The following is a 19,483-nucleotide window of genomic DNA, read 5'->3' as shown; positions in this document are numbered from 1 at the left end:
AAAACACAAAAACTGGTTTAATTAAAAAAAAGAATTCCCTGGAAACAGGGTCATGGGAATCCTATGTCTATTTTCTAAAGCAAATTGATCAAACTACTTCAATTATTTAAAATCGGAATTGCTGCCTTTAGCTTACTTTCTTGACTTTTGAGCTTATTGAGGTTAAACTTGATGTCTTCTACAGGAGTATTGTAACTAATGAATTGAATGCCGTCGCAAAGTTTATTATAGAGATCTATCTTATGCTCATAGGCCTCTCAAAATTATTAAGCTCATCATAACAGTTTTCCCAAAGCCCTGTTTTTTCTTGCCTCATAGAGAGTTCCTGAAAATAGGAAAAGATCGCTAAATCGTTGGCATGTATTTGTTGATTAATCTCCTCAAGTTGTTTTTTTAGCTCAGGAACCAGTTTATTGATTTCTTTCTTCTTGTACTTTTTCCCATCATAATCAAAGGTCTTGATAGGTGATTTGCCAAAATAGATTTTATTGAGAAAATCAATGTCGTTTTCCAAGGCAATTGCAGTATAGACAAGATCAACTTTTTCATCTGAAAATAAGGCGTCAGCGGTACTTGCTGGATCTACTGAAGGCTTGATCTCTTCATTTGGAGCGCTTATGGGATTCCTATTGTCATAATAACCATTAAAGACCTTTGGAAATGAATTGCTTTCAATATCAGCTTTATAATCTTCAATAAAATCCGCTGTGCTTTGCGTTACCACCTCTCCTTCATAAGGGATATGGTCAAAGATCAGGTGGGTCAATCTTACCTGTGTCTTTTCAATGTCTTGAAATAAGGTAGTGGCCAAATGTTCTTCAAGCTGATCGACATGGAGGTTGGTTTTTTCCAATCTCTTCAACCTGTCTTCGGTACTCGGATGGGAAGACCATTGGTCTTCTACTGTTAATTTTGATTTGTTGAATTTGGATTGCTCTGTAAGGGAAACTTGAGGTAGCCCATTTTTACAAGGGATTTGATTGAACTCACTAAGGAAAGAAAGTACGGCAGCTTGATCCCCATAAATGTTACCTGATTTTATATTATGCTTAACTTTGCCATCATAATAGTTAAGCGTAGAGGTGAATGCATGATCTGATAAAGGAATTCTTAGCAAGGAGGTCTTCATGGGCGCTATACCCGTAATGTGCGCTGCTATTTCGTCTGCATGAAACTCCATTTCCCTTGAAAGACCCATGTAGTTTTTATTGACAACCTCATACATCTGTTTTAATATCCATTGGATGCCAAGGATTATCTTGACTGCCAAAGAAGCTGAAAGGGCAAAAAAGCCACTGATGTTTGCCCACTTTTCAATTAAGTTGCTGTAAGATGTATTGTCTTCAACTAAATTAAAGATTACCTGATTGACGTGATAGACATAACTCCCCACCTTCATGCTTCTTTGAGAAAAGTGTCCAAATTCATGCGCAATGATTCCTTTCAATTCAGCAACACTGACTGAATTAATTAGCCCCATGCCTAATTGGAGGTTCTTCTTGATGGGGAAAAACATGCTCCAAAAACTGGAATCATAGAACACAGCTGCATTGACCTCATTAGACAGGTATACTTTCTTTGGAAAATCAGTTCCTATTGCTGTCACTATTTCTTCTATGAGACCAAAGAGCATGGGTTCCTCTTCTTTGGTGATTTCAACCAGGTATGATCTATCAATTTTGTGAGATTTGACAATAAACTTGAGCAGGAACATTAAAATAAGCATGCCAAGACTTGCTAGGGCTATCCCAATGGCAATGGTGATAAAAGTTGGTTTGGCAGCGATGATATAGAAGCCACCTATAATGCATAAGACTGTCAAGGCCACAGCTAAAGTCAGCAGCAGTAAGTAGACAAAAATGAATAAAGCGATGGCATAAATGGCCTTTGTGGTTTGAATCTTAAACCCTGAGGAAACTTTGATGTCTTTAATTTTCATAAAAACTAAAAGAAGATTTGATGTTGAAATTCATTTGATGTTGAAAGAAATCCAATCCTCTGATTAAGACACATTTCAATGCAACTAATGTATTAAATAGTTTTTAGATTTAAAGAGCAGTCGATTCAAAATATTTCTTTTTTAGCATTCCATTACAGTACAAATTTAGCCTTTTGCCTGCTGTAGTGTCCAAGAGCTTCCGGCATAAACACTTGGCCTCCCTCCTAGCCTTCATTTATTCCTTTGCCTCTTGGTCTTGATTGGCAAAAAGGCTGATGCCGCACCATAATCAAATGTTAAACTTAAATGAACATCTTATGGAAAAGGTTAGCAGAAATTTTCACATCTTTTGACCTAGCCATATTTTTTGACTTGTAACCATCTCATTTACTAAAGCTACATCAAGTTTTTATTGTATTGATTATTATATATTTAAACACTAAATCGCATTAGGTAAAACTCTAAACATTAGTATTTTCCTAATTTTTCAGGAAAAGTCATTCCACATAATTACCTTATATATTATATGGACCTTTAAATTTAAAAGGTAGTATGAAATTTAGTTTTGATCTTATTGCTGATTGGACTCCCCCCCATGTTTATTCATGCATATACCCTTACCTGGATTGACAAAGGCAGTAGCTACCATCAATAAGGTATAAAAAAACCAGTCCAGGAGTTAAGCTGAACTGGTTTTTTTAATTTCACAAGTTTTGTGTTTTACTAAACCCTTTCTAAGAAAAGTCTATGAGAGAATTTGGCATAAAAAACCACGCATAGCTATTAATCAAAAATCTCCTTAAGCTTGGTATTCAAAGATTCACCTCTCAATCCTTTATCTATAATTATTCCATCTGGACTAATGAGGAAGTTGGCAGGAATACCCCTGACCCCATAAAGCATCGCTACTTCATTTTGCCAACCCTTCAAGTCTGACACCTGTGTCCAGGGCAAGTCATCTTTCTCTAATGCTTTCATCCATTTTTCTCTTGAGTCATCAAGCGATATACCTAAAATATTAAATCCTTTATCATGATATTTCAAATACTCTGCTCGGAGGTTGGGATTCTCAGCACGACAAGGTCCGCACCAACTTGCCCAAAATTCCAGCAATACATATTTTCCATTATAGTCATTCAAGCTGACCTCCTGTCCATCAACATCCTTTTGGGAAAATGGCAAAGCAACATTACCCTGTTTAACTTTATCCAGATTATCCAGGTGGATAGCGACTTCCTTTCCTTTTTTGGTGTGTCTTACAGCGTCGGACAATCCAGCATACAGCATTAGAGATTCTTCCAAGTTCTCCTCATTACTGTAATTCAACAACTCGTTTAGGCTCGCAAAGCTATGAGGAAACTCCGAAATAAATTGCTTCCGAATTCCGGACTCGGACCTGTACATGGAGTCGGCAATAACTTGATAACCATTTGCTTTTATTGTATCTCCTTTGCTACTGGCCTCTTGGGCCAGATTCCAATATACCATCACCGAATCTCTATGAGTCTGAATTCTTTCTTCCAAAACTTCATAATCATCCTGCACAGGTGATCCACTCACATCAACGTGGAGCAATGAATCAAATGTACCCTTGAGGTACATTGCTTTATTTTCTACATAAAACACCTTCTGAAACCTAACTTTATCAGAATAAATCATAACAAACTGAGGCTCATCAGTTTTTCCTCTAACACTGAATTTCCCATTATCGACGACCAAGGTGTCCTTATGCTCTCCCGCAGAATCTTTGTGCATAAAATAGATCTCTGAAACATCTAGACCTTTGATCTCCCCCTCGATAGTAAAGAAATCAACTTCTTCCACCAATTTCTCGCTATAAGGCTGACAGGCATAGACTATCAATGCCAAAATTGAAATCACTAATTTTTCTTTCATGATAAAGTTTATTTAATAAAGTAGATTTTAAAGTAGAGTTACGTTTTGATAGTCTTCCATAAGTTTCAATTAATCAAAGCTTTTAAGCGACTAACTGGTATTATTTCCCTTGAAACCATCTGAATATTTTTATCAGTATTATATAGTGACCTGGTTGCAGACACAATGCCTATCACATTTGCTTTATCATCAAAAACAGGTGCCCCACTTGAGCCTTGCGAAAAATCTGCAGTAATACTGGTTTTTTTTGTTCCATTTCGAATATAACTTCTGGTTGTTACTCCAGAGGTAAGGGAATAAAACATGGAGTGTGGATGAGATATAATACTTACATCCTGACCAGGTATAACATCCTGACCTAAGGGCAAGATTTTTGTTTTTTCACCTATTGCATCAAACTTAAAGATAGCCAGATCATCATTAAGGCTTGCCGCAAGAATTTCTTTTACAGCATAAACTTTCCCATCATAATCCATCACGACCACAGCCAAATCAGAGTTTTCATTAGTGGCATCTCCTTTGAAAATATGATAGTTTGTTACAGCAATTCCATTTTCGGCAATTATAAAACCAGTAGAAGCACGGATATGGTTATTAGGACAATCATCGCATTTATAAATAGTAGCTACTACAAGTACTCCGGAAATATTCTTCTGATATACCTCAGATAGCTTGATCTTTTTTCTTAGGGAACTCAATAGCTTGAGATCAACATGATCATTGTCCAGTTGAGTTGCCAGTGTAGCAAACCTTTCAGGATGCCGCTGTTCCATCAGCTTAAAGGCTTGCTGATCGATATGTTGAAAAACGGCATCATCAATGGTGACACCTGATTCGGACTCATATATTTTCTTTGACTGCTGAGAATATCCCGTGAGTCCAAGAAATAAAAGCATCGCCGATAATATAGCTTTGCATTTTGAAAACCTTAATTTCATATTTTATCTAATGAATGAAAATATTGATTGAAATGATATACTGAGGAAAGAAATCCAACTATCCCTAATTAATTGACAAGTCCAATAACTCCAAAGTTTGAAAAGAGCTTATTGGTATTGACACAGAAAAAGAATTTTAATATACCATTCTACCTGAAAACTGCTGATGAGACCTAGATGACACAAATTAACATTGAAGTTCTTTTCTTGCAGAATTCTAAAATTAGAATGGATTGGATGTTATTGATTATAGGGTCAATTCCTGATATAAACATCAACAGGAGCACCTACGAAACCATTTATTTGATGCACTATATTTCCCGTTTTTCCAGTTCCTATATCTAAATAATATAAACTTCCTTCGGTACCAGCAATGATGTAATCGCTATTTGGAACGAATTCAATCATAGTTACCGTTTTACCGCCAAAGTCAGCCAAGAGTGCAATAATCTCTTCATTTAGGGGGTTATATCGATATATTTTTTCATTTGAGGTGAAATATATGATTCCAAATTGATTGCCAATCCATAAATTCGATTCGTTGATCAAGTCCGGTCTTACAAACTTCCTAACATAATCTGTTACAAAATTATCGCCTGCCAACATGAATTTAAACTCCACAAAATTATTAAGAGAGTCAATGCCATAGGCATATGAAGTTGATCCATTTAAATAAAACATATGGGAATAGGAAACCAAACCAGGCTTTTTAGGATCAAAACCTGTCCCTACTGTACTTACTCTATAATCCACTCCATAGTATGCGCCACTGCTAGCGAAGCGCACAAATTGATAATGCTTGATATCAAAGCCTAGATAATACTGAAAATCTACATAGATAAAACTTGGAGCTAGCGAATAGTCTCCTGCAATAGCATTCCCATACCTGCCATAATCCGGACTGATATCCTGTGTACTGGTGGTACCGAGATATAGTTTATTATTGAATACTCCTGTAGAAGCCCCAAGAAATGTTGGATAAACATAGTTTGGTTCAATAGAAGGTAAAGGTGCAAAAAAATTATCCTTAAGTGTTGCTTCGAAAAACAAGGTACCTGCGTTAATACCCACGCCTGGATTGATTTCATCTTTGCCTAAGAGCCAATACCTGGTAAGGCCTGTATTAGAATTTGCCTGATTGATAATAGGAACCAATTGAATCGGATTATTGGGAAGAGTACCTCCATTTAAACTTTGGTATAAGTTATTGATAACCGTGGAATCGGGCCTAACAAAAGAAAGTCTACCTTGCCCATTATCATTACAAAGAGCCAAGATACCTCTTGAAAATTGTGTTTGGGATTCTATAGTGAATGGATAAAAATATTTCATTCCATTTGACTTGTCATATACACTATAAATACCAGGGTAACTTCCAGCTTTAAACCCAAACTGAATATCTAGATTTTGTCCAGTGTAAGTTACATGCCTTAGTTCCTCGGCTATCTGAATTTGCCATTCATATGAGAAATTATCTTTATCTGCCTTGCTATGGCTAAGTATAGGATGTATTTTCAGACTGTCACCCACCGACACCCTGAACACTGAATCAGCAACACCAAATACTTGCGGTTCCTCTGGAAGTTCATAATTGTAATTCCCTAAATCCTCATAACATGAGGTTGTCAAAATAAGACAGAACAATATTGATATAATAAAATATGATTTCATAGCTATATTTTTTTCACTTTGATTCATTTAGACTTGATTATGGTTAATTAAGACTTTCTTTTAATTGAAAGCCAAAGTCTTAAACAAGGGTATTAAAATGATGGACGAAAAAACTCACCTCAACTGAAAAGATTTAATTTACAGTTATTCGTTGGTTGTTTTCGTTGTAGAAATAAAACTTTCCATCATCCTGATAATAAGCCAGTTTGTACTTTGTATCTGGGTTTGATAAATTATAGAAATAATAAAGCTTATCATCCACTTTTTCTAAATTGTATTCACCCGAATGGGCCTCTACCCAACTGAAAGGATCATTAATAAACTGTCTCAGCTGATCGATCAAAAAGAGACTTCTTGGAATGAATAGATAGTCTGCGTAGGAAGAAATCAAATCATGGTTTCCAACTGAGATCAAATAAAGCTGGTGTTTAGTACGGGAATAGTTTCCCAACTGACCAACCCAGAGGTCCCACCATTCAGGCTTTTCCAGTCTATTTGAAAACAATACCTTGGCAGAGATCAAATGAGGAAGCCCTACACCAAAATCCTGACTGCTTTTAAGTATCATTCTGACTGCTACTGAAGTATCCGCAAGGATAGGGTCTGTGCTATACATAATGAAAGGGATGGAGATTTTTCCCGAATCCGCAGGCATGATATAGACGGGTTTCAAAGGTTCATAATGAACACCTACAACAGCAGTAGTACCTGAATCAAGAACTGAAACATAAAACTCCCGATCATGTGAGACTCTTCGGCCTGAAATGGTCACGGGTAAGAATACTGTGTCAGAACCTAAGCTAGGATCATAGGCGAATGTGTAAAAAATACTATCTCTATTGTTTGTGTTTTCATCATCAAAATTAAAGAAAACATTATCTGCTGACTGATACAAAAGCTGATCCTCTTGATGGCAAGAAAACAAGTAAATTGATGCTACAATAATGATTATAAAATATCTTTTCATGTTAGACTAGTTTATATTTTAATTTCTGTTTCCAAAAACAATCTCATCATCAGGCATAGGCCATACAAAGACTTGATCTCTTGCGGCTATAGAACCTCCAGACTGAGCTAAAATATCCCGGTTCAGCCTCTTGTACATATAGAAAATTTGGCCCTCTCCGTAAAACTCCTTACGTGCCTCTTTTATTAACTCAGCTATAAAAAACTCATAATCATTTGAATTACGTATCTCTGTACCTATACCCCGATGAAACCTTACTGTATTGAAGTATCCCCAGGCCATTTCTGGATTTGTATCAAAGCTACATTCCGCAGCTATGTAATACATCTCGCTCAATCGCAAAGCTGGAGCCATCAAACTATGCAGGTTTGCATTGGCGTCACGTTTATATTTGATAAAAAGTAATTTTCTTGTAATGCCATCACTTTCTTGTTTCATCCATTCTTTATACCTAAAATCATCCGCACCTACACCTCCCGTTTCATAGAGGATATTACCTTCAGCTGTTACGATTGCTGTACTGGAAGCTATATTTTCAAATCTGCTTCTCAGATTTACCTCCATGGCAGGTATGTACCATCCAAAAATCAATTCTTTGTAGAGGACACGGTCTTTAAGTCTATCATCATCAGCAGTAAAATCATTTTTATCTGTCCACGGAAACTTACCGGAATCAATTACCTCCAGGGCATATTTGAGTGCATTGACCTTATCGTTCTTATACAGATATACCCTTGCCAACTCGGCGCAGACGGCATAATAATTCATTCGGTGTCTTCTGTTCTGTAAAAACAAATTGTTGCCCTGTTCCTCATTAGAACCATCATCTGGTAAACCGTCAAAATCTCCATTGTAGGTATATCCAACTACATAATTTTCTGCAAGTATGGGATCAGATTCTAATAAGGATCTTGCCTCCAATAGATCTGCAATGATCAAATCCAAAACTTCTGAAACGGTAGACTGAGGAGTTACTTCAGTAGAATATTTGGTAACATATGGAATAGCAGTAGCAGCAGGACCGTTAACAAAAGATGGTGCAAACAATCGCAGTAAATCAAAATGAATGTAAGCCCTCAGGGCCTTGGCTTCACCTTTAATCATCGGAGCATAAAGCCCACTCGTAAACACACCCTCTTTTTCATCTATATTTTGAAGTATAAGGTTACAATTGCCAATGGCATTGTATAACCCATTCCAGATGCGATTTTTTCTATCTACAAAAGCATTGTTTTGATATTTAAATTCAGCCGTCTCAGCATAAGATTCCGCCAAGGTGTTGGTGCCAGTAGTGAAGGAATAATTTTGTGCCAAAACATCAAGGGAACCAAAAGTAAGTTCATTTCCATATATATCACCTTCAGTACACCTCACATAAACGCCGTTAAGTGCTTCAAAGAAACCATATTCGGTACTGAATAATACCTCTTTCTCAATTTGGGATTCCGGTCTCACATCCAGATAATCTCCACAAGAGGAAAAAATGAATATGAACGGAAATAATTTCAGGTACTTTTTCATTTTTATACATTTAATACTGTAAATTTCTTAAGTCAATTTTGATTGATTTTAGTGCTGATCAGAATCTAGCCTGAACGGAGAATGTCACCATCCTGGCAAATGGGTATTCAATACCACGCTCCAACCTTACAGGTGCCCATCTCCAAATATCATTCATGGTCACTGTGAATCTGAGACTTTCCATTTTCAGATCCTTTGCCAGCTTGCCAAAGCTTTCGTAACTCAGGTTTGCCGAACGTAATTCTATTGCATTGTCAGACTGCAAAAAACGGGAGGATGCAAAGGTGTTTTCCCTGATCGCTACATCCTTGAAGAAGGTCACATCTCCAGGCTTCTGCCATCTCTCGGACAGCACCCTTCTATCTGCATTGTATCTCGGATCTGCATTTTCCACACGATCCACCAGAGTTTGATTATAAAGATCACCCCCTAATTTTGTGTAAAAATTAACAGAGAGAAAAAAATTCTTGTAGGAAATATTGGCACCAAAAGTCCCATCTATCTTGGGAGATTTATCACCCACTGGCACATTGTCTTTAGCATCATATATGTAGGTAATCGTACCATCTTTTTTGACATAAAGTTCTTTACCGTTTTCTGGATCGATACCTAATGAAGGAACAGCATATATAGTATTCAAGGACTCTCCTTCCCTAAATCTTAGCAGTGGTGCCCCTCCTTGATCATTGTCAACTTCATCGTTATATTTCTTTAGCGATTCTGAGATTTTTTTGATGGTATTTCTATTCTGGGCAATATTGGCAAAAAGCCCTACATACCACCCCCCAGCTCCTTGGATCACGTTTGATCTCAGCATCATCTCAAAACCCTTGTTTTCCATCACTCCAAGATTGGCTTTATAAGATCCAAACCCGACTGATGTAGGAACAATTATATCTGCCAATACATCCTCTGTCTGCCTGTAATAGTACCTCGGTAAAAAGTAAATTCGATTTTTTAACAGGGACACTTCTACGCCTAAATCATAATTATGTGTCTTTTGCCATTTCAATGATTCATTTCCATATCCAAGACTCACAGCACCTACACCTGTAGAATACCACTCATTTCTATACTCATAAGTAGTTTTGGACATGTAAGATGGGAAAGAAACCTCTCCTGTGACCCCAGTAGTGGCTCTGATTGTCAGTCTATTGATATAGGAAGAATTAGACAAAAAACCCTCATTATGCATGTTCCAACCTATACCAGCTGCCCAAAAAGGAGCATACTTGTTCTCAGTACCAAATTTTGAAGATCCATCAATCCGTGTAGCCAAATCAAAGAGATATTTATCTTCAATTGAGTAGTTGATATTGGCAAATACGCCTATCAACCGTTCTATAGACTTATCCCCATTGGGAGAAGCATTTTCTTCATAGCGATTAGCAAAAGATATATTTGTAAATCTATCACTTATGAATCCTGTAGCCGCAAAACTCTTAAATTCAGAACTATAATCTCTCAAATTCCCTCCCAGGGATGCATTCAAAAAGTGTGTCTTATTTATAACTTTAGTGTATGAAACCACAAAATTCCCATCAATAGAAGTCTCATTCGATCCTGCATAGTCATAACGTCCTCTCCTTTTAAGGTCATCCCCAATATAGCTATAGAATTCATTGCTGAATGGTGATTGGTATCTATCCCTATCCATTAGCATTCTATTTAAACTGATTTGTGCCTGCATGCGCAGACTAGGGGTAACCCTATATACAGTAGAAAACGAATTGATAATCTGAGTGTAACTTTCAATATCAGAATTGCTTAGAGTAGCATTGTATGCAGGATTGAGCACTACATCCTGAACACGGGTACCAGATGATTCACGACGTTGCCAGCTGTCCACAGCTTGTAGGATATTTCCATTGTCGTCTGTTTTAGGGTAATAAGGGTTCATTCTGGCATAGTTAGAAAAACTTCCATATGGGGACTCCTGACTATTTGTTGCCGTGATCGATAGTTGATTGTAAAAAGTAATTTTGTCTTTCAGGTTATAGCTAAGTGTCAAATCCCCTCCATACCTGTTACGCTCAGAACCTTTCATGACACCTTTCATATTCTGATATCTTCCCGTCACTCCATAGAGCAGCGTATTGGAACCACCCTCAATGTATATGGATTGTGAATTCCCAATAGAGGTCTCAACAGGTTCAGACAACCAGTAGGAGTCCACACCACTAACCACATTCTTCTTCTTTTGATAGTAGAGTAAATCCAATTCATTCTGGCTATTCCCATTGCTATTCGTGCTTGTGTTATAGAGCCCTGCCAATCTTTCATACTCTAGCTTTTCTTCAGCATTTAGCAGGTTATACACCGTAAGGTCTGGGCCACTAATAGTAATGTCGCTAGTATACGTCACATGGATTTTGCCTTCTTCTGGAGGATTAGTAGTTATGACCACCACGCCATTGGCAGCGCGTGACCCATATACAGCTGCAGCAGCTGCATCTTTTAGCAAAGTAATGGAAGCAATCCTATTATAATTTAAATCAAACACGGTTTGGATGCTTACTTGAAAACCATCTAAAATGAAGGTTGGTAGATTCGGATTGTTGAGCATTGAGGCTTTGCTCACATTGAAACCATCACTGGATTCTGAGCTGCTACTTGGCAAACCAGTGGAACCCCTAACAGTTATTTCAGGTAGGGCATTTGGATTGGATCCCAGGGCATTATTATCCGATACTCTAAACGAAGGATCGAATAATTGAATGGCCGCCAGAATATTGGTAGGATTGGTCCTTTTTAAATCCTCGCCAGAAATAGTAATTGTGGTTCCAGTATAGGAGTCCCTTCTGATCTCAGAGTATCCATTTACAACCACCTCACTCAAATTGCCGACATCCTCTTGAAGGATTATTTCAAAGATACTTTGATTCCCGATTTTCACTTCTTGGGTTTTGAAACCTATAAAGGAGATCAACAGAATCCCCCCTTCATGATCATCTGGAATAGAGAACCTGAAATTACCGTCATTGTCGGAAGTAACCCCAATATTGGTCCCTTTTAGGATGATGGTGGCACCAGGAATACTCAACCCCATGTTATTTGTGATTTTACCCGAAAGCATTATCGCTTTAGATGAATTTTTAGGGGTGTTTAAGTCCTCTTTTTCCGTACTTCTTTTCACCGGGTCATGTTTAAAAAGAACAAGTTGACCACTCATTTCTTTGTAACCCACTCCAAAGTCAGATAAGGTAGCACTAAGCACTTCACTAAGTCTTTGCTGTTCGAATTTGGGGGAAACCTTTTCATTGAGGGGAATAACCGATGGGCTATAGACAAACTTAACATCTGCCACATCTTGGAGATTCGCCAAAAAATCTTCTATTCCAACTTTCTCCAATGAAATGGAGACTCTTTTATCTAATAACTGTCCATTGGCAAGTCCAATTGAAAAGGCAATGGTCATTATAAATGCCATGGAAATGGATACCTTAGTAAAGATACCAGTCAAAGCAAAGAACTGCTTTTTTTTCATATATTTGTAATGTTATTGTTCTAAAATTAACTTGGGGCAAAATCCTACCATCAGGTAGTAGTTTGACTGGCAATGTTGGGGCATTGCCAGTTTTTATTCTACGCTCAGCTGATCCAATTTTGGGGATTGGATCAGGTATCTCCGCTAAAATTTAGGTTAAAGTAAATTTGCTACATAGTTAGTCTGTTATTTGATGGAATAATAGGTTCGATATTACTAGGGGTTACATGCTTTTCCCTTAATTAGGATATTGGTGTGATGGACTTCATAGGTCATTCCTGTGGATTGACATATTAATTCCAGCTTAGAAAACATGTTTTCATCATTTAAATCACCAGTAAATGTGCAATTATATATTCTAGTATCTTCAGGGATGATATTAATACCATAGGTTAATTCAATGTCTTTCAAAACCTGAAGCAGTTGCACATTTTTATAGACAAACCCATACTCAATCATAGCTTTCGCACTCTCAAGCGGATTTGGATTATCTACAATCGTCGGAATTAATTTCTTAGAATCCGCATCAAAGACCACCTTTTGATTTGGTGTAATGTAAACCTCATTTTTACTTGAGAACAAGCCTTGTTCATTTGCCGTAACTATTACTTTTCCCGTAACCACTTCTACTTCACTCATCTGGGAACTCCCTGACCTTACAAAAAAACTTGTTCCAACCACTTTGGTAATTAAATTGGAAGCATATACATAAAATGGACTATCAGCATTCTTGCTCACTTCAAAAAATGCCTCACCCCATATAAAGACCTCTCTTTTATCCTGTCCAAATTCCTCAGGAAAAATTATCTTGGATCCAACAGCTAGACTGACCAGACTTCCATCTTCCAAATTTAATATCATGAGTGAATCCGTATGGTTCTCTATCGTAATAGGACTGTCAATTGCCGCTACACGCTTTTCCTGTGTAAATCCTGATGGTCTATTGTAAACATTAAAAAATAGTGTGGCACAAATTACAATTCCTACAACTGCCACTGCAGCCAATAACCTCGGCCACAATTGAACAACCTCTGCCTGAGGACTTACTTTTCTTTCTATTTTTAATGACTCTGAAGGCTTTATGTTAACAAGCGCCCATACCCTTTCCTTTACTGATTCTAATTCTTGTTCACTTATCTCGGATAAACCGTTCTTTTCCCCTAAAGAATCGTACCATGCTTCCACGATTTTCCGTTCTTCATCGCTACATTGTCCCGATTGGTAACGTTCCAGTAAATTATGAAGGTAATCTCTGCCCATATTTTGCTTTATTCAATTGTATAGTCAATCAGACCGAACCAATCCCTAAATACTAGATGAAATTTTTGTGATTTTTTTTTTAATTTATTCCTATTGGGGTAATGCATAAAATACACTTGAATGACTACCAAACCTTAAAAATCATAAAAAGAAGCCCTAGAAAGTAATCTTTTAGATAAACCCGCAGCTTTTTAAGGCTTTGGCTGATATGGTATTCTACCGCTTTTTCGGAAAGATCCAATAAACTTGCTATTTCCTTTACTGACTTATTCTCCTCCCGACTCATTTTAAACACAATTCTTGTTTTTTCTGGGAGAGAATCTAAAGCTTGACTGATGCTTTCCGAAAGTTCATTTAGTCTGGCCAAATGATCAGTACTACTCTCTGAAGTATTAAAATGGTTTTTGGCAAATTGCTTGTATTTTTCCTTTACCAACTGAGATTTGTAAAAATTAATGATGGCATAGCGTATGGATTGATTCAGCCAGCCAGAGAGATGCTGAATACCTATCAAATTCCTTCTATCCCATAAGCTCATAAATAGATCTTGAGTCAGTCCCTCAGCAGTTTCTCTATCGCCAGTCTTTCTATAAGCCTGCAAAAATATTTGTTTCCAATACCGGTTGTATATTTCCCGAAAGGCTTTTTCATCTTCTCCCTGTACTAAATGATCAACTAACTCCTCATCTTGTAGCAAAGAATAATCCATAGAGTTTTTGTTTAATATTCATAATTCCAAAGCCTTTCATTAATGAATCTAAACTAAGTAAAATAATTTTTAAAATTACATTAACACAATAATAAAAATAGTAATTCATCAACAAAACTCTTGTTTCTTTACCAATTCAGAAATAACAAAAACTTATCATACCATTAATTTTAAGCACGGAGATAATCTTCCAGCCAGATTTAATTTAATGCCCCTAGAAACTCAGCTGGCGTCTGATTTGTTTTTTTTTGAATAATTTATTGAAGAAATATAAATGCTCAAAACCAAGACCGTAAGTGATTTTACTAATCCTTAATTGCCTAATAGATTATATTTCTTTTAATAAAATCATCCTTCTCACCTATCCATCTCAAATGGGTATTTTTAAAATTGTCAGGGTATTTTAGGCCATAAGCAAAAATCCTATCCATTGCAGAATGTCCAATTAGGATTATACCAGCAAGTGTTAACTCCGAAACATTAAAGCTATAGCCCAAAGCCAAGATAATAATTGCAAGAAATTTATGATGAAACAAATTATAGAACATAGCTCCTATTCTAGAATTGGCCAAATAGCCAACCATCGATAGGTCGGGCAACAGCAGCAAGGCAGGATAAACTCACCATAAATAGTCTAATTGACAAAACAGGATTATTGAGCGTAAAAACTGTCCCAATTCTTCTAATCTCAAAAGATTTCTAATATTTTTAGTCATAACTTCTATATTTATGTTTAAACCGATTAAACGCATTAAACTATTTAGATACAGTTCATTAATTATTTTTTTAATTCATTTCAAAATTGATAAAGGTACAATCAAGCCAATTGACAACCTGCATCCAGCTTTCCCGAGGGATTAATGAGTGTGTTGTATTTTCCATTACCAAAAACTCCTTTTTGTCTTCGGGGATCAATTCATACAGTTCCTTCTCTTTTTCTACAGTGAATAATTCGTCATTATCACCTAGGCCTACCAATACAGGGATCTTCATATCATCTGGCAACCTGAGTGTTTTAACATCAAGCATCATCAGGAATCTCGGAGTATACTTCATTGTAAATAGACTATCTTCAGGTACAGCCATTGCTTCACTATAATATCCAACTGATTAGTGAGGTGGGCGGAAAACGGCACTTGCAACAAATCGGGCTTTATGCAAAAATGAAGGCGTCTTTGATAATCCTTTCCTACCTTCGTATGCGCCAGAAAGTAGAACCAAACCTGCTATCTCGTTGGGACCTGTATTTGCAACAGTGAATGAAGCAGCAACACCTAAGCTATGGCCAAGTACAACCACCGCAGAACACCCTAGTTTCTTTATAAATACCACCGCCTCAGCCAAATCGGAGATCCGTCTTTTCTTTCCTGGTGCATCACCTCTATTTCCACCCGACAAGTCATGGCCCCTATAATCCAGTCCAAAGGTAGTATAACCACTTTCAGAAAATGGTCTTCCAGCCATATCATAGGCTCCACGATGTGCTATAAAACCATGAAGAATCAATATTGCTATTTCCTTTCTTTCTGAAGATAAATTATTAGGGTTCCAGCGACGTAAGAACAAATTCTCCTCATCAGAGCCTCCATCACCTTCTCAGTAATTCCCCATGGGACTATACCCAGGTACTCCATGAGATATCCCAAAGTACATCATCGCTTCTTTCAGGGTCTGAAGAAACCACCCTATTAATCGATGAAGTCGGATTTCAGAAGAAAGGACGGCATGCAGCATGCGTGGGCAGGCAGTACCTCGGTTGCCTAGGCAAACAGGACAACGGTCAGGTTGCTGTTGTGGGGGTACTTTCTTCGGGAAGCCATTATTGTCCAGTAGATGTGGAACTTTTAATGATCTTGCTACCAGTAGCAATACGTTTATTCCCAGCGGATCAACGCTTTTCAAAACCATAGAGATGATCCTCCATTTTCCTGAAACAACTCTTGCAGAAGCTCCTTGAATATTGCGGCTTAGGCAACCTTCTTACATCATTAGTTCTCTCATGATAAAAACTGCTTAAAGCTATTTTCCGACATGCACTCACCTATTCTTTTATAATACGCCACTTAGAAACCTTAACTAAATCTCAAGGTCTTAGACAGCGTTTAGCTTATAGACTTGTTGAAAGCTACTATTCATTTGCAGACGAAGGGTTAATATAACGGCTCTTTTTGGTCACTCCTTTAAAAAATAGATCAACTTCCCCAATCCATTCACCTTGTAAAGGTATGTACCCCCTAGTTTTTGACCGATTCAGAGGAATATTAAGCATTTCAATTACAACCATTTAACTCTTCATTTATAAAATATTTTGGTTTGTTTGATAACAGCTTAATTATCTTTATAGGCCATTACTGCAACTATATTGAGCGCTTTTTTTCCCAATTCAACATCTCCTATTATCTTGACTTTGTCAATTACTTGTTCAGGTTTCCAGCTCTTTGAAAATAACTTCCAAGCTATATCAGGGGAAATCACCACCTTTGATGATGGAATAAGGTTATTACGCTTAACCAATTCCCAACCCACTTCTTTTTTTATAATACTCCAAACTCCACCTATTTCAGTAGTAACTTCAATTGATACAACCGTTTCATTTTCTGCTTGTACTTGGGTAAATGTGTATGGAAAAGCATGCATTAGTATATCAATAAATGGATAAAATAACGCTTTGGTCATGATTCCTTGTTTGCCAACCGCATCCCTAATTTGTTGTTGATGTGAAAATTTTTCTGTGTACTCTCTTGCGATGTGAAACCAGTTTGGAGAAGTTTCTTGTCCTGCCCAGGCTACCGAAAAAACTGCGTCATCGGACAAGTTAAGCGATTCTAAATGTGCTGTATATTCTTTACCTGAACTCTCTAAAAGGCTAATAATGACTTGTGGACTTAATCTTTTTGTTGCATTTGTCCAGGACATATTCAATTTATTCAGGAAATCAATCAGGTCTTGATAAGAATTTATACTTTCTAATTTTGCTCCAAAAAAATTATCCCTTGAAGTAGATAGCCCTCTTAAATTTCCGTCAAGTAAGTGAGAGGCAACATCTTTTACATTCCAAAGTTTAGCCACAGTTTGACTTTCCCATTCTTTTGCTGATAGAGATCTTAAAAGTTCTATCAGTTTACTGTCCAGGATGGGAAATAAATGTAAAGTTTCAATTTTCAGTTCGTTTGTCATTTGAAAGCTGCTCTTAAGAAAACGTTATAAAATTTGCTTTCCGCAACTTTTGGGTCTCGAATTATTTAGGAGTCGGTATTGCAGATTACTTCGATTCTCAAACTTAACCAATCTTTTTTTCACATTAAACTCCAATCATGGAGTGTTCTTTACACAAAGAACATAATGTTTTTAGCACTAAGCTTCTTAAGCGAGCAAGATTGTGCCCCCTTTCTTTAAGAGAAACTAGGCGTCTTATAGCGTATCGCTTTGATCTGTTCGTTTGATGGCTTACTTATTTTTAAAGCATTGGATAAAATTTTGAAATGCATTCCTCGATTTCAAAAAGTGAGAACCTTTTAAAAACAAAGGATTTTACTAATATATATTATAAATAAATTATATAAAATGGAGTAAAAATACCCTGATCAGGGTATTTTTTGATTTATTAAAATTGAATAATTTTAACACATTATCTAGGTAACGGATAAAGATAGACTAATAAATATCCATTTAAAAAAGCGTGGGGAAATCTGATAATAGTCAAAGGAATTTGAAAGTTAACGCCAACATTAGAAGCAGTATCATATGACAAATTGGACAGCAGAAAAATCAGCACACTTAGACACTTGGTTTTCTTTATTGAGACTTGGTCAAATAAGAAAGCCATTCAACATCTCAGGCAAAATAAAAATGTCTGAGCTTACTTATTATGACCCAACCGTTAGTAAAGACAGCTTTAAAGTTGAAGTTGCTCTTATTGCTCACACCATTGACAACGTACTTACTAGTTATGGTGCTAAGCTTAAAAATAACATCTCTAGGAAAACTGCTTTGAACAATATGATCAAAGTTCTACTCAACAAAGAAAAGACGATTTTAGACTTGGCTGAAATAAATAATGAAAACTACTTTTATGAAAACGAAATAAGGTAGGGGCAATTTTACCTGATATTGATCGATAAGTGTTTCACTTAATCGTCTTGTCCAAAGAGCCTTCCTTCTCTAAACCTAGGTCCAAAAGTTCTATTTAATTATACAAGTAAATATTACAATTCTAAAATTGAAATTCAGAGCTGCACTGCATCTGAACATTAAAAGCATCAAGTAGTATGCTATTTGAATGAAATTCTAAAATAAAGAATTTGAATAATTAGAGACTTGATTAATTTTACTCCAGTTTCTCTACCTCAAAATCACGCACTTTTTAACGATTAAAAGTTAATCCATTTTACAAAAGACACTAAGTTGATATTTTTAATATATTAAAATGGCTTAGCTTAATCACATTATACTAAACTAGCAATATATTTATGTATTAAATACTTTTTAGTCTTGTCTCACACAACCTAAATATCACCCATATGAAGAAATTTCTACTTGTAGCTGTTTTAATTATCATTACATAAAATCTCCTTGGACAAGACAAATCAATCTATGGAACATTTCTTTATAACCAAGAGGTTATAAATTATAAGTACACTTCTCATCCAAACAATCTTTACACACTAATAATTCTTTAAATGGGATGAAGTTAAATTTAATCCGAGCAGAGAAACTTCGGAGATTTTGGGTAAAATAAAAAGTGTTATTGAATTAAAAGATTTAATCATCACAGAAAAAGAAGAGGATATTCTTGAAGGATTTGATTCAGAAAATCTTTCATTAAAAATTGAAGAGGCTACTGCCATTTTTAATAAGGATAAAGAGTTAAATTATTGTAACTACTCAGGTTGTAAATTAGCTATATGATTTAGATTTTCTAAGATATTTCCCGAACGTTTGATCAGGGTATCCACGACGGATCTTATAACACAGAAGTTTTCAGCTCCATTGTTGGATTTGAACTGTCCTGATATTTTTTGTTTCACCTTGATGTTGCGGATGGCTCTTTCAGAGGCATTGTTATCTGGTGGTACTTTTTGGTAGTAGAGAAAAG

At 36.4% G+C, this 19,483-nt stretch carries 16 protein-coding genes and 1 pseudogene; 3 read left to right on the top strand and 14 right to left on the bottom strand.

The window, feature by feature from the left end; all coding sequences use genetic code 11:
* Positions 1–235: 235 nt before the first annotated feature.
* The 12 genes from MM239_RS18590 to MM239_RS18530 form a co-directional block, all read right to left on the bottom strand.
* Entirely contained in the window at positions 236–1,939 is a 1,704-nt protein-coding gene (locus MM239_RS18590; protein WP_241349799.1) for a M48 family metalloprotease, read from the bottom strand.
* Between the two features lie 783 nt (positions 1,940–2,722).
* Positions 2,723–3,835, bottom strand: a complete 1,113-nt coding sequence (locus tag MM239_RS21115) for a TlpA disulfide reductase family protein (protein WP_317235650.1) — start codon at positions 3,833–3,835, stop codon at positions 2,723–2,725.
* Between the two features lie 65 nt (positions 3,836–3,900).
* A complete protein-coding gene (locus tag MM239_RS18575; RefSeq protein WP_241349797.1) occupies positions 3,901–4,773 on the bottom strand; it encodes a S1 family peptidase in 873 nt (290 codons plus the stop codon).
* Positions 4,774–5,028: 255 nt separating this feature from the next.
* Positions 5,029–6,444: a PKD-like family lipoprotein gene (locus MM239_RS18570; RefSeq protein WP_241349795.1), complete on the bottom strand. Its 1,416-nt coding sequence runs from the start codon at positions 6,442–6,444 to the stop codon at positions 5,029–5,031.
* Positions 6,445–6,577: 133 nt separating this feature from the next.
* On the bottom strand, positions 6,578–7,411 hold the full coding sequence (locus MM239_RS18565; protein ID WP_241349794.1) for a DUF4843 domain-containing protein: 834 nt from the start codon (positions 7,409–7,411) through the stop codon (positions 6,578–6,580).
* A gap of 18 nt (positions 7,412–7,429) precedes the next feature.
* On the bottom strand, positions 7,430–8,932 hold the full coding sequence (locus MM239_RS18560) for a RagB/SusD family nutrient uptake outer membrane protein (RefSeq protein WP_241349792.1): 1,503 nt from the start codon (positions 8,930–8,932) through the stop codon (positions 7,430–7,432).
* Between the two features lie 58 nt (positions 8,933–8,990).
* A complete protein-coding gene (locus tag MM239_RS18555; protein ID WP_241349790.1) occupies positions 8,991–12,419 on the bottom strand; it encodes a SusC/RagA family TonB-linked outer membrane protein in 3,429 nt (1,142 codons plus the stop codon).
* 216 nt (positions 12,420–12,635) lie between these two features.
* Positions 12,636–13,679, bottom strand: a complete 1,044-nt coding sequence (locus MM239_RS18550) for a FecR family protein (RefSeq protein ID WP_241349789.1) — start codon at positions 13,677–13,679, stop codon at positions 12,636–12,638.
* A gap of 124 nt (positions 13,680–13,803) precedes the next feature.
* On the bottom strand, positions 13,804–14,388 hold the full coding sequence (locus tag MM239_RS18545) for an RNA polymerase sigma-70 factor (RefSeq protein ID WP_241349787.1): 585 nt from the start codon (positions 14,386–14,388) through the stop codon (positions 13,804–13,806).
* A 320-nt stretch (positions 14,389–14,708) separates the two neighbouring features.
* On the bottom strand, positions 14,709–14,996 hold the full coding sequence (locus MM239_RS18540; protein WP_317235649.1) for a DUF4260 domain-containing protein: 288 nt from the start codon (positions 14,994–14,996) through the stop codon (positions 14,709–14,711).
* Between the two features lie 178 nt (positions 14,997–15,174).
* Entirely contained in the window at positions 15,175–15,474 is a 300-nt protein-coding gene (locus tag MM239_RS18535) for a hypothetical protein (protein WP_241349785.1), read from the bottom strand.
* A gap of 24 nt (positions 15,475–15,498) precedes the next feature.
* Entirely contained in the window at positions 15,499–15,954 is a 456-nt protein-coding gene (locus MM239_RS18530) for an alpha/beta hydrolase (RefSeq protein ID WP_241349784.1), read from the bottom strand.
* A gap of 50 nt (positions 15,955–16,004) precedes the next feature.
* On the opposite strand from MM239_RS18530, the pseudogene MM239_RS21255 reads away from it, so the two are divergent.
* Positions 16,005–16,298, top strand: a pseudogene (locus tag MM239_RS21255) (transposase); the annotation flags it as partial.
* Positions 16,299–16,716: 418 nt separating this feature from the next.
* On the opposite strand, the gene MM239_RS18520 reads toward MM239_RS21255, so the two are convergent.
* Entirely contained in the window at positions 16,717–17,565 is an 849-nt protein-coding gene (locus MM239_RS18520; protein WP_241349781.1) for a maleylpyruvate isomerase N-terminal domain-containing protein, read from the bottom strand.
* Between the two features lie 567 nt (positions 17,566–18,132).
* On the opposite strand from MM239_RS18520, the gene MM239_RS18515 reads away from it, so the two are divergent.
* Positions 18,133–18,480 (top strand): hypothetical protein, encoded by a 348-nt coding sequence (locus MM239_RS18515; protein WP_241349779.1) that lies wholly within the window; start codon positions 18,133–18,135, stop codon positions 18,478–18,480.
* A gap of 633 nt (positions 18,481–19,113) precedes the next feature.
* Positions 19,114–19,296 carry a hypothetical protein gene (locus MM239_RS18510; protein WP_241349778.1) on the top strand — a complete coding sequence of 61 codons (183 nt, stop codon included), beginning with the start codon at positions 19,114–19,116 and terminating at the stop codon, positions 19,294–19,296.
* On the opposite strand, the gene MM239_RS18505 is transcribed toward MM239_RS18510, so the two are convergent.
* On the bottom strand, positions 19,269–19,483 hold a 215-nt coding region (locus MM239_RS18505; RefSeq protein WP_241349777.1), incomplete at its 5' end, for an IS66 family transposase. The two genes, MM239_RS18510 and MM239_RS18505, sit on opposite strands and share 28 nt — an antisense overlap.

This window comes from Belliella filtrata (assembly GCF_022549775.1).
GTDB lineage: Bacteria > Bacteroidota > Bacteroidia > Cytophagales > Cyclobacteriaceae > Belliella > Belliella filtrata.
The sequence above is the reverse complement of the archived record's forward strand: the minus strand, read 5'-3'. Positions and strand labels throughout refer to the sequence as shown.

Bases quoted from the DNA above. Each gene is read 5' to 3' on its own strand.
- MM239_RS18590 (WP_241349799.1), bottom strand. From the start codon at position 1,939: ATGAAAATTAAAGACATCAAAGTTTCCTCAGGGTTTAAGATTCAAACC.
- MM239_RS21115 (WP_317235650.1), bottom strand. From the start codon at position 3,835: ATGAAAGAAAAATTAGTGATTTCAATTTTGGCATTGATAGTCTATGCC.
- MM239_RS18575 (WP_241349797.1), bottom strand. From the start codon at position 4,773: ATGAAATTAAGGTTTTCAAAATGCAAAGCTATATTATCGGCGATGCTT.
- MM239_RS18570 (WP_241349795.1), bottom strand. From the start codon at position 6,444: ATGAAATCATATTTTATTATATCAATATTGTTCTGTCTTATTTTGACA.
- MM239_RS18565 (WP_241349794.1), bottom strand. From the start codon at position 7,411: ATGAAAAGATATTTTATAATCATTATTGTAGCATCAATTTACTTGTTT.
- MM239_RS18560 (WP_241349792.1), bottom strand. From the start codon at position 8,932: ATGAAAAAGTACCTGAAATTATTTCCGTTCATATTCATTTTTTCCTCT.
- MM239_RS18555 (WP_241349790.1), bottom strand. From the start codon at position 12,419: ATGAAAAAAAAGCAGTTCTTTGCTTTGACTGGTATCTTTACTAAGGTA.
- MM239_RS18550 (WP_241349789.1), bottom strand. From the start codon at position 13,679: ATGGGCAGAGATTACCTTCATAATTTACTGGAACGTTACCAATCGGGA.
- MM239_RS18545 (WP_241349787.1), bottom strand. From the start codon at position 14,388: ATGGATTATTCTTTGCTACAAGATGAGGAGTTAGTTGATCATTTAGTA.
- MM239_RS18535 (WP_241349785.1), bottom strand. From the start codon at position 15,474: ATGGCTGTACCTGAAGATAGTCTATTTACAATGAAGTATACTCCGAGA.
- MM239_RS18520 (WP_241349781.1), bottom strand. From the start codon at position 17,565: ATGACAAACGAACTGAAAATTGAAACTTTACATTTATTTCCCATCCTG.
- MM239_RS18515 (WP_241349779.1), top strand. From the start codon at position 18,133: ATGACAAATTGGACAGCAGAAAAATCAGCACACTTAGACACTTGGTTT.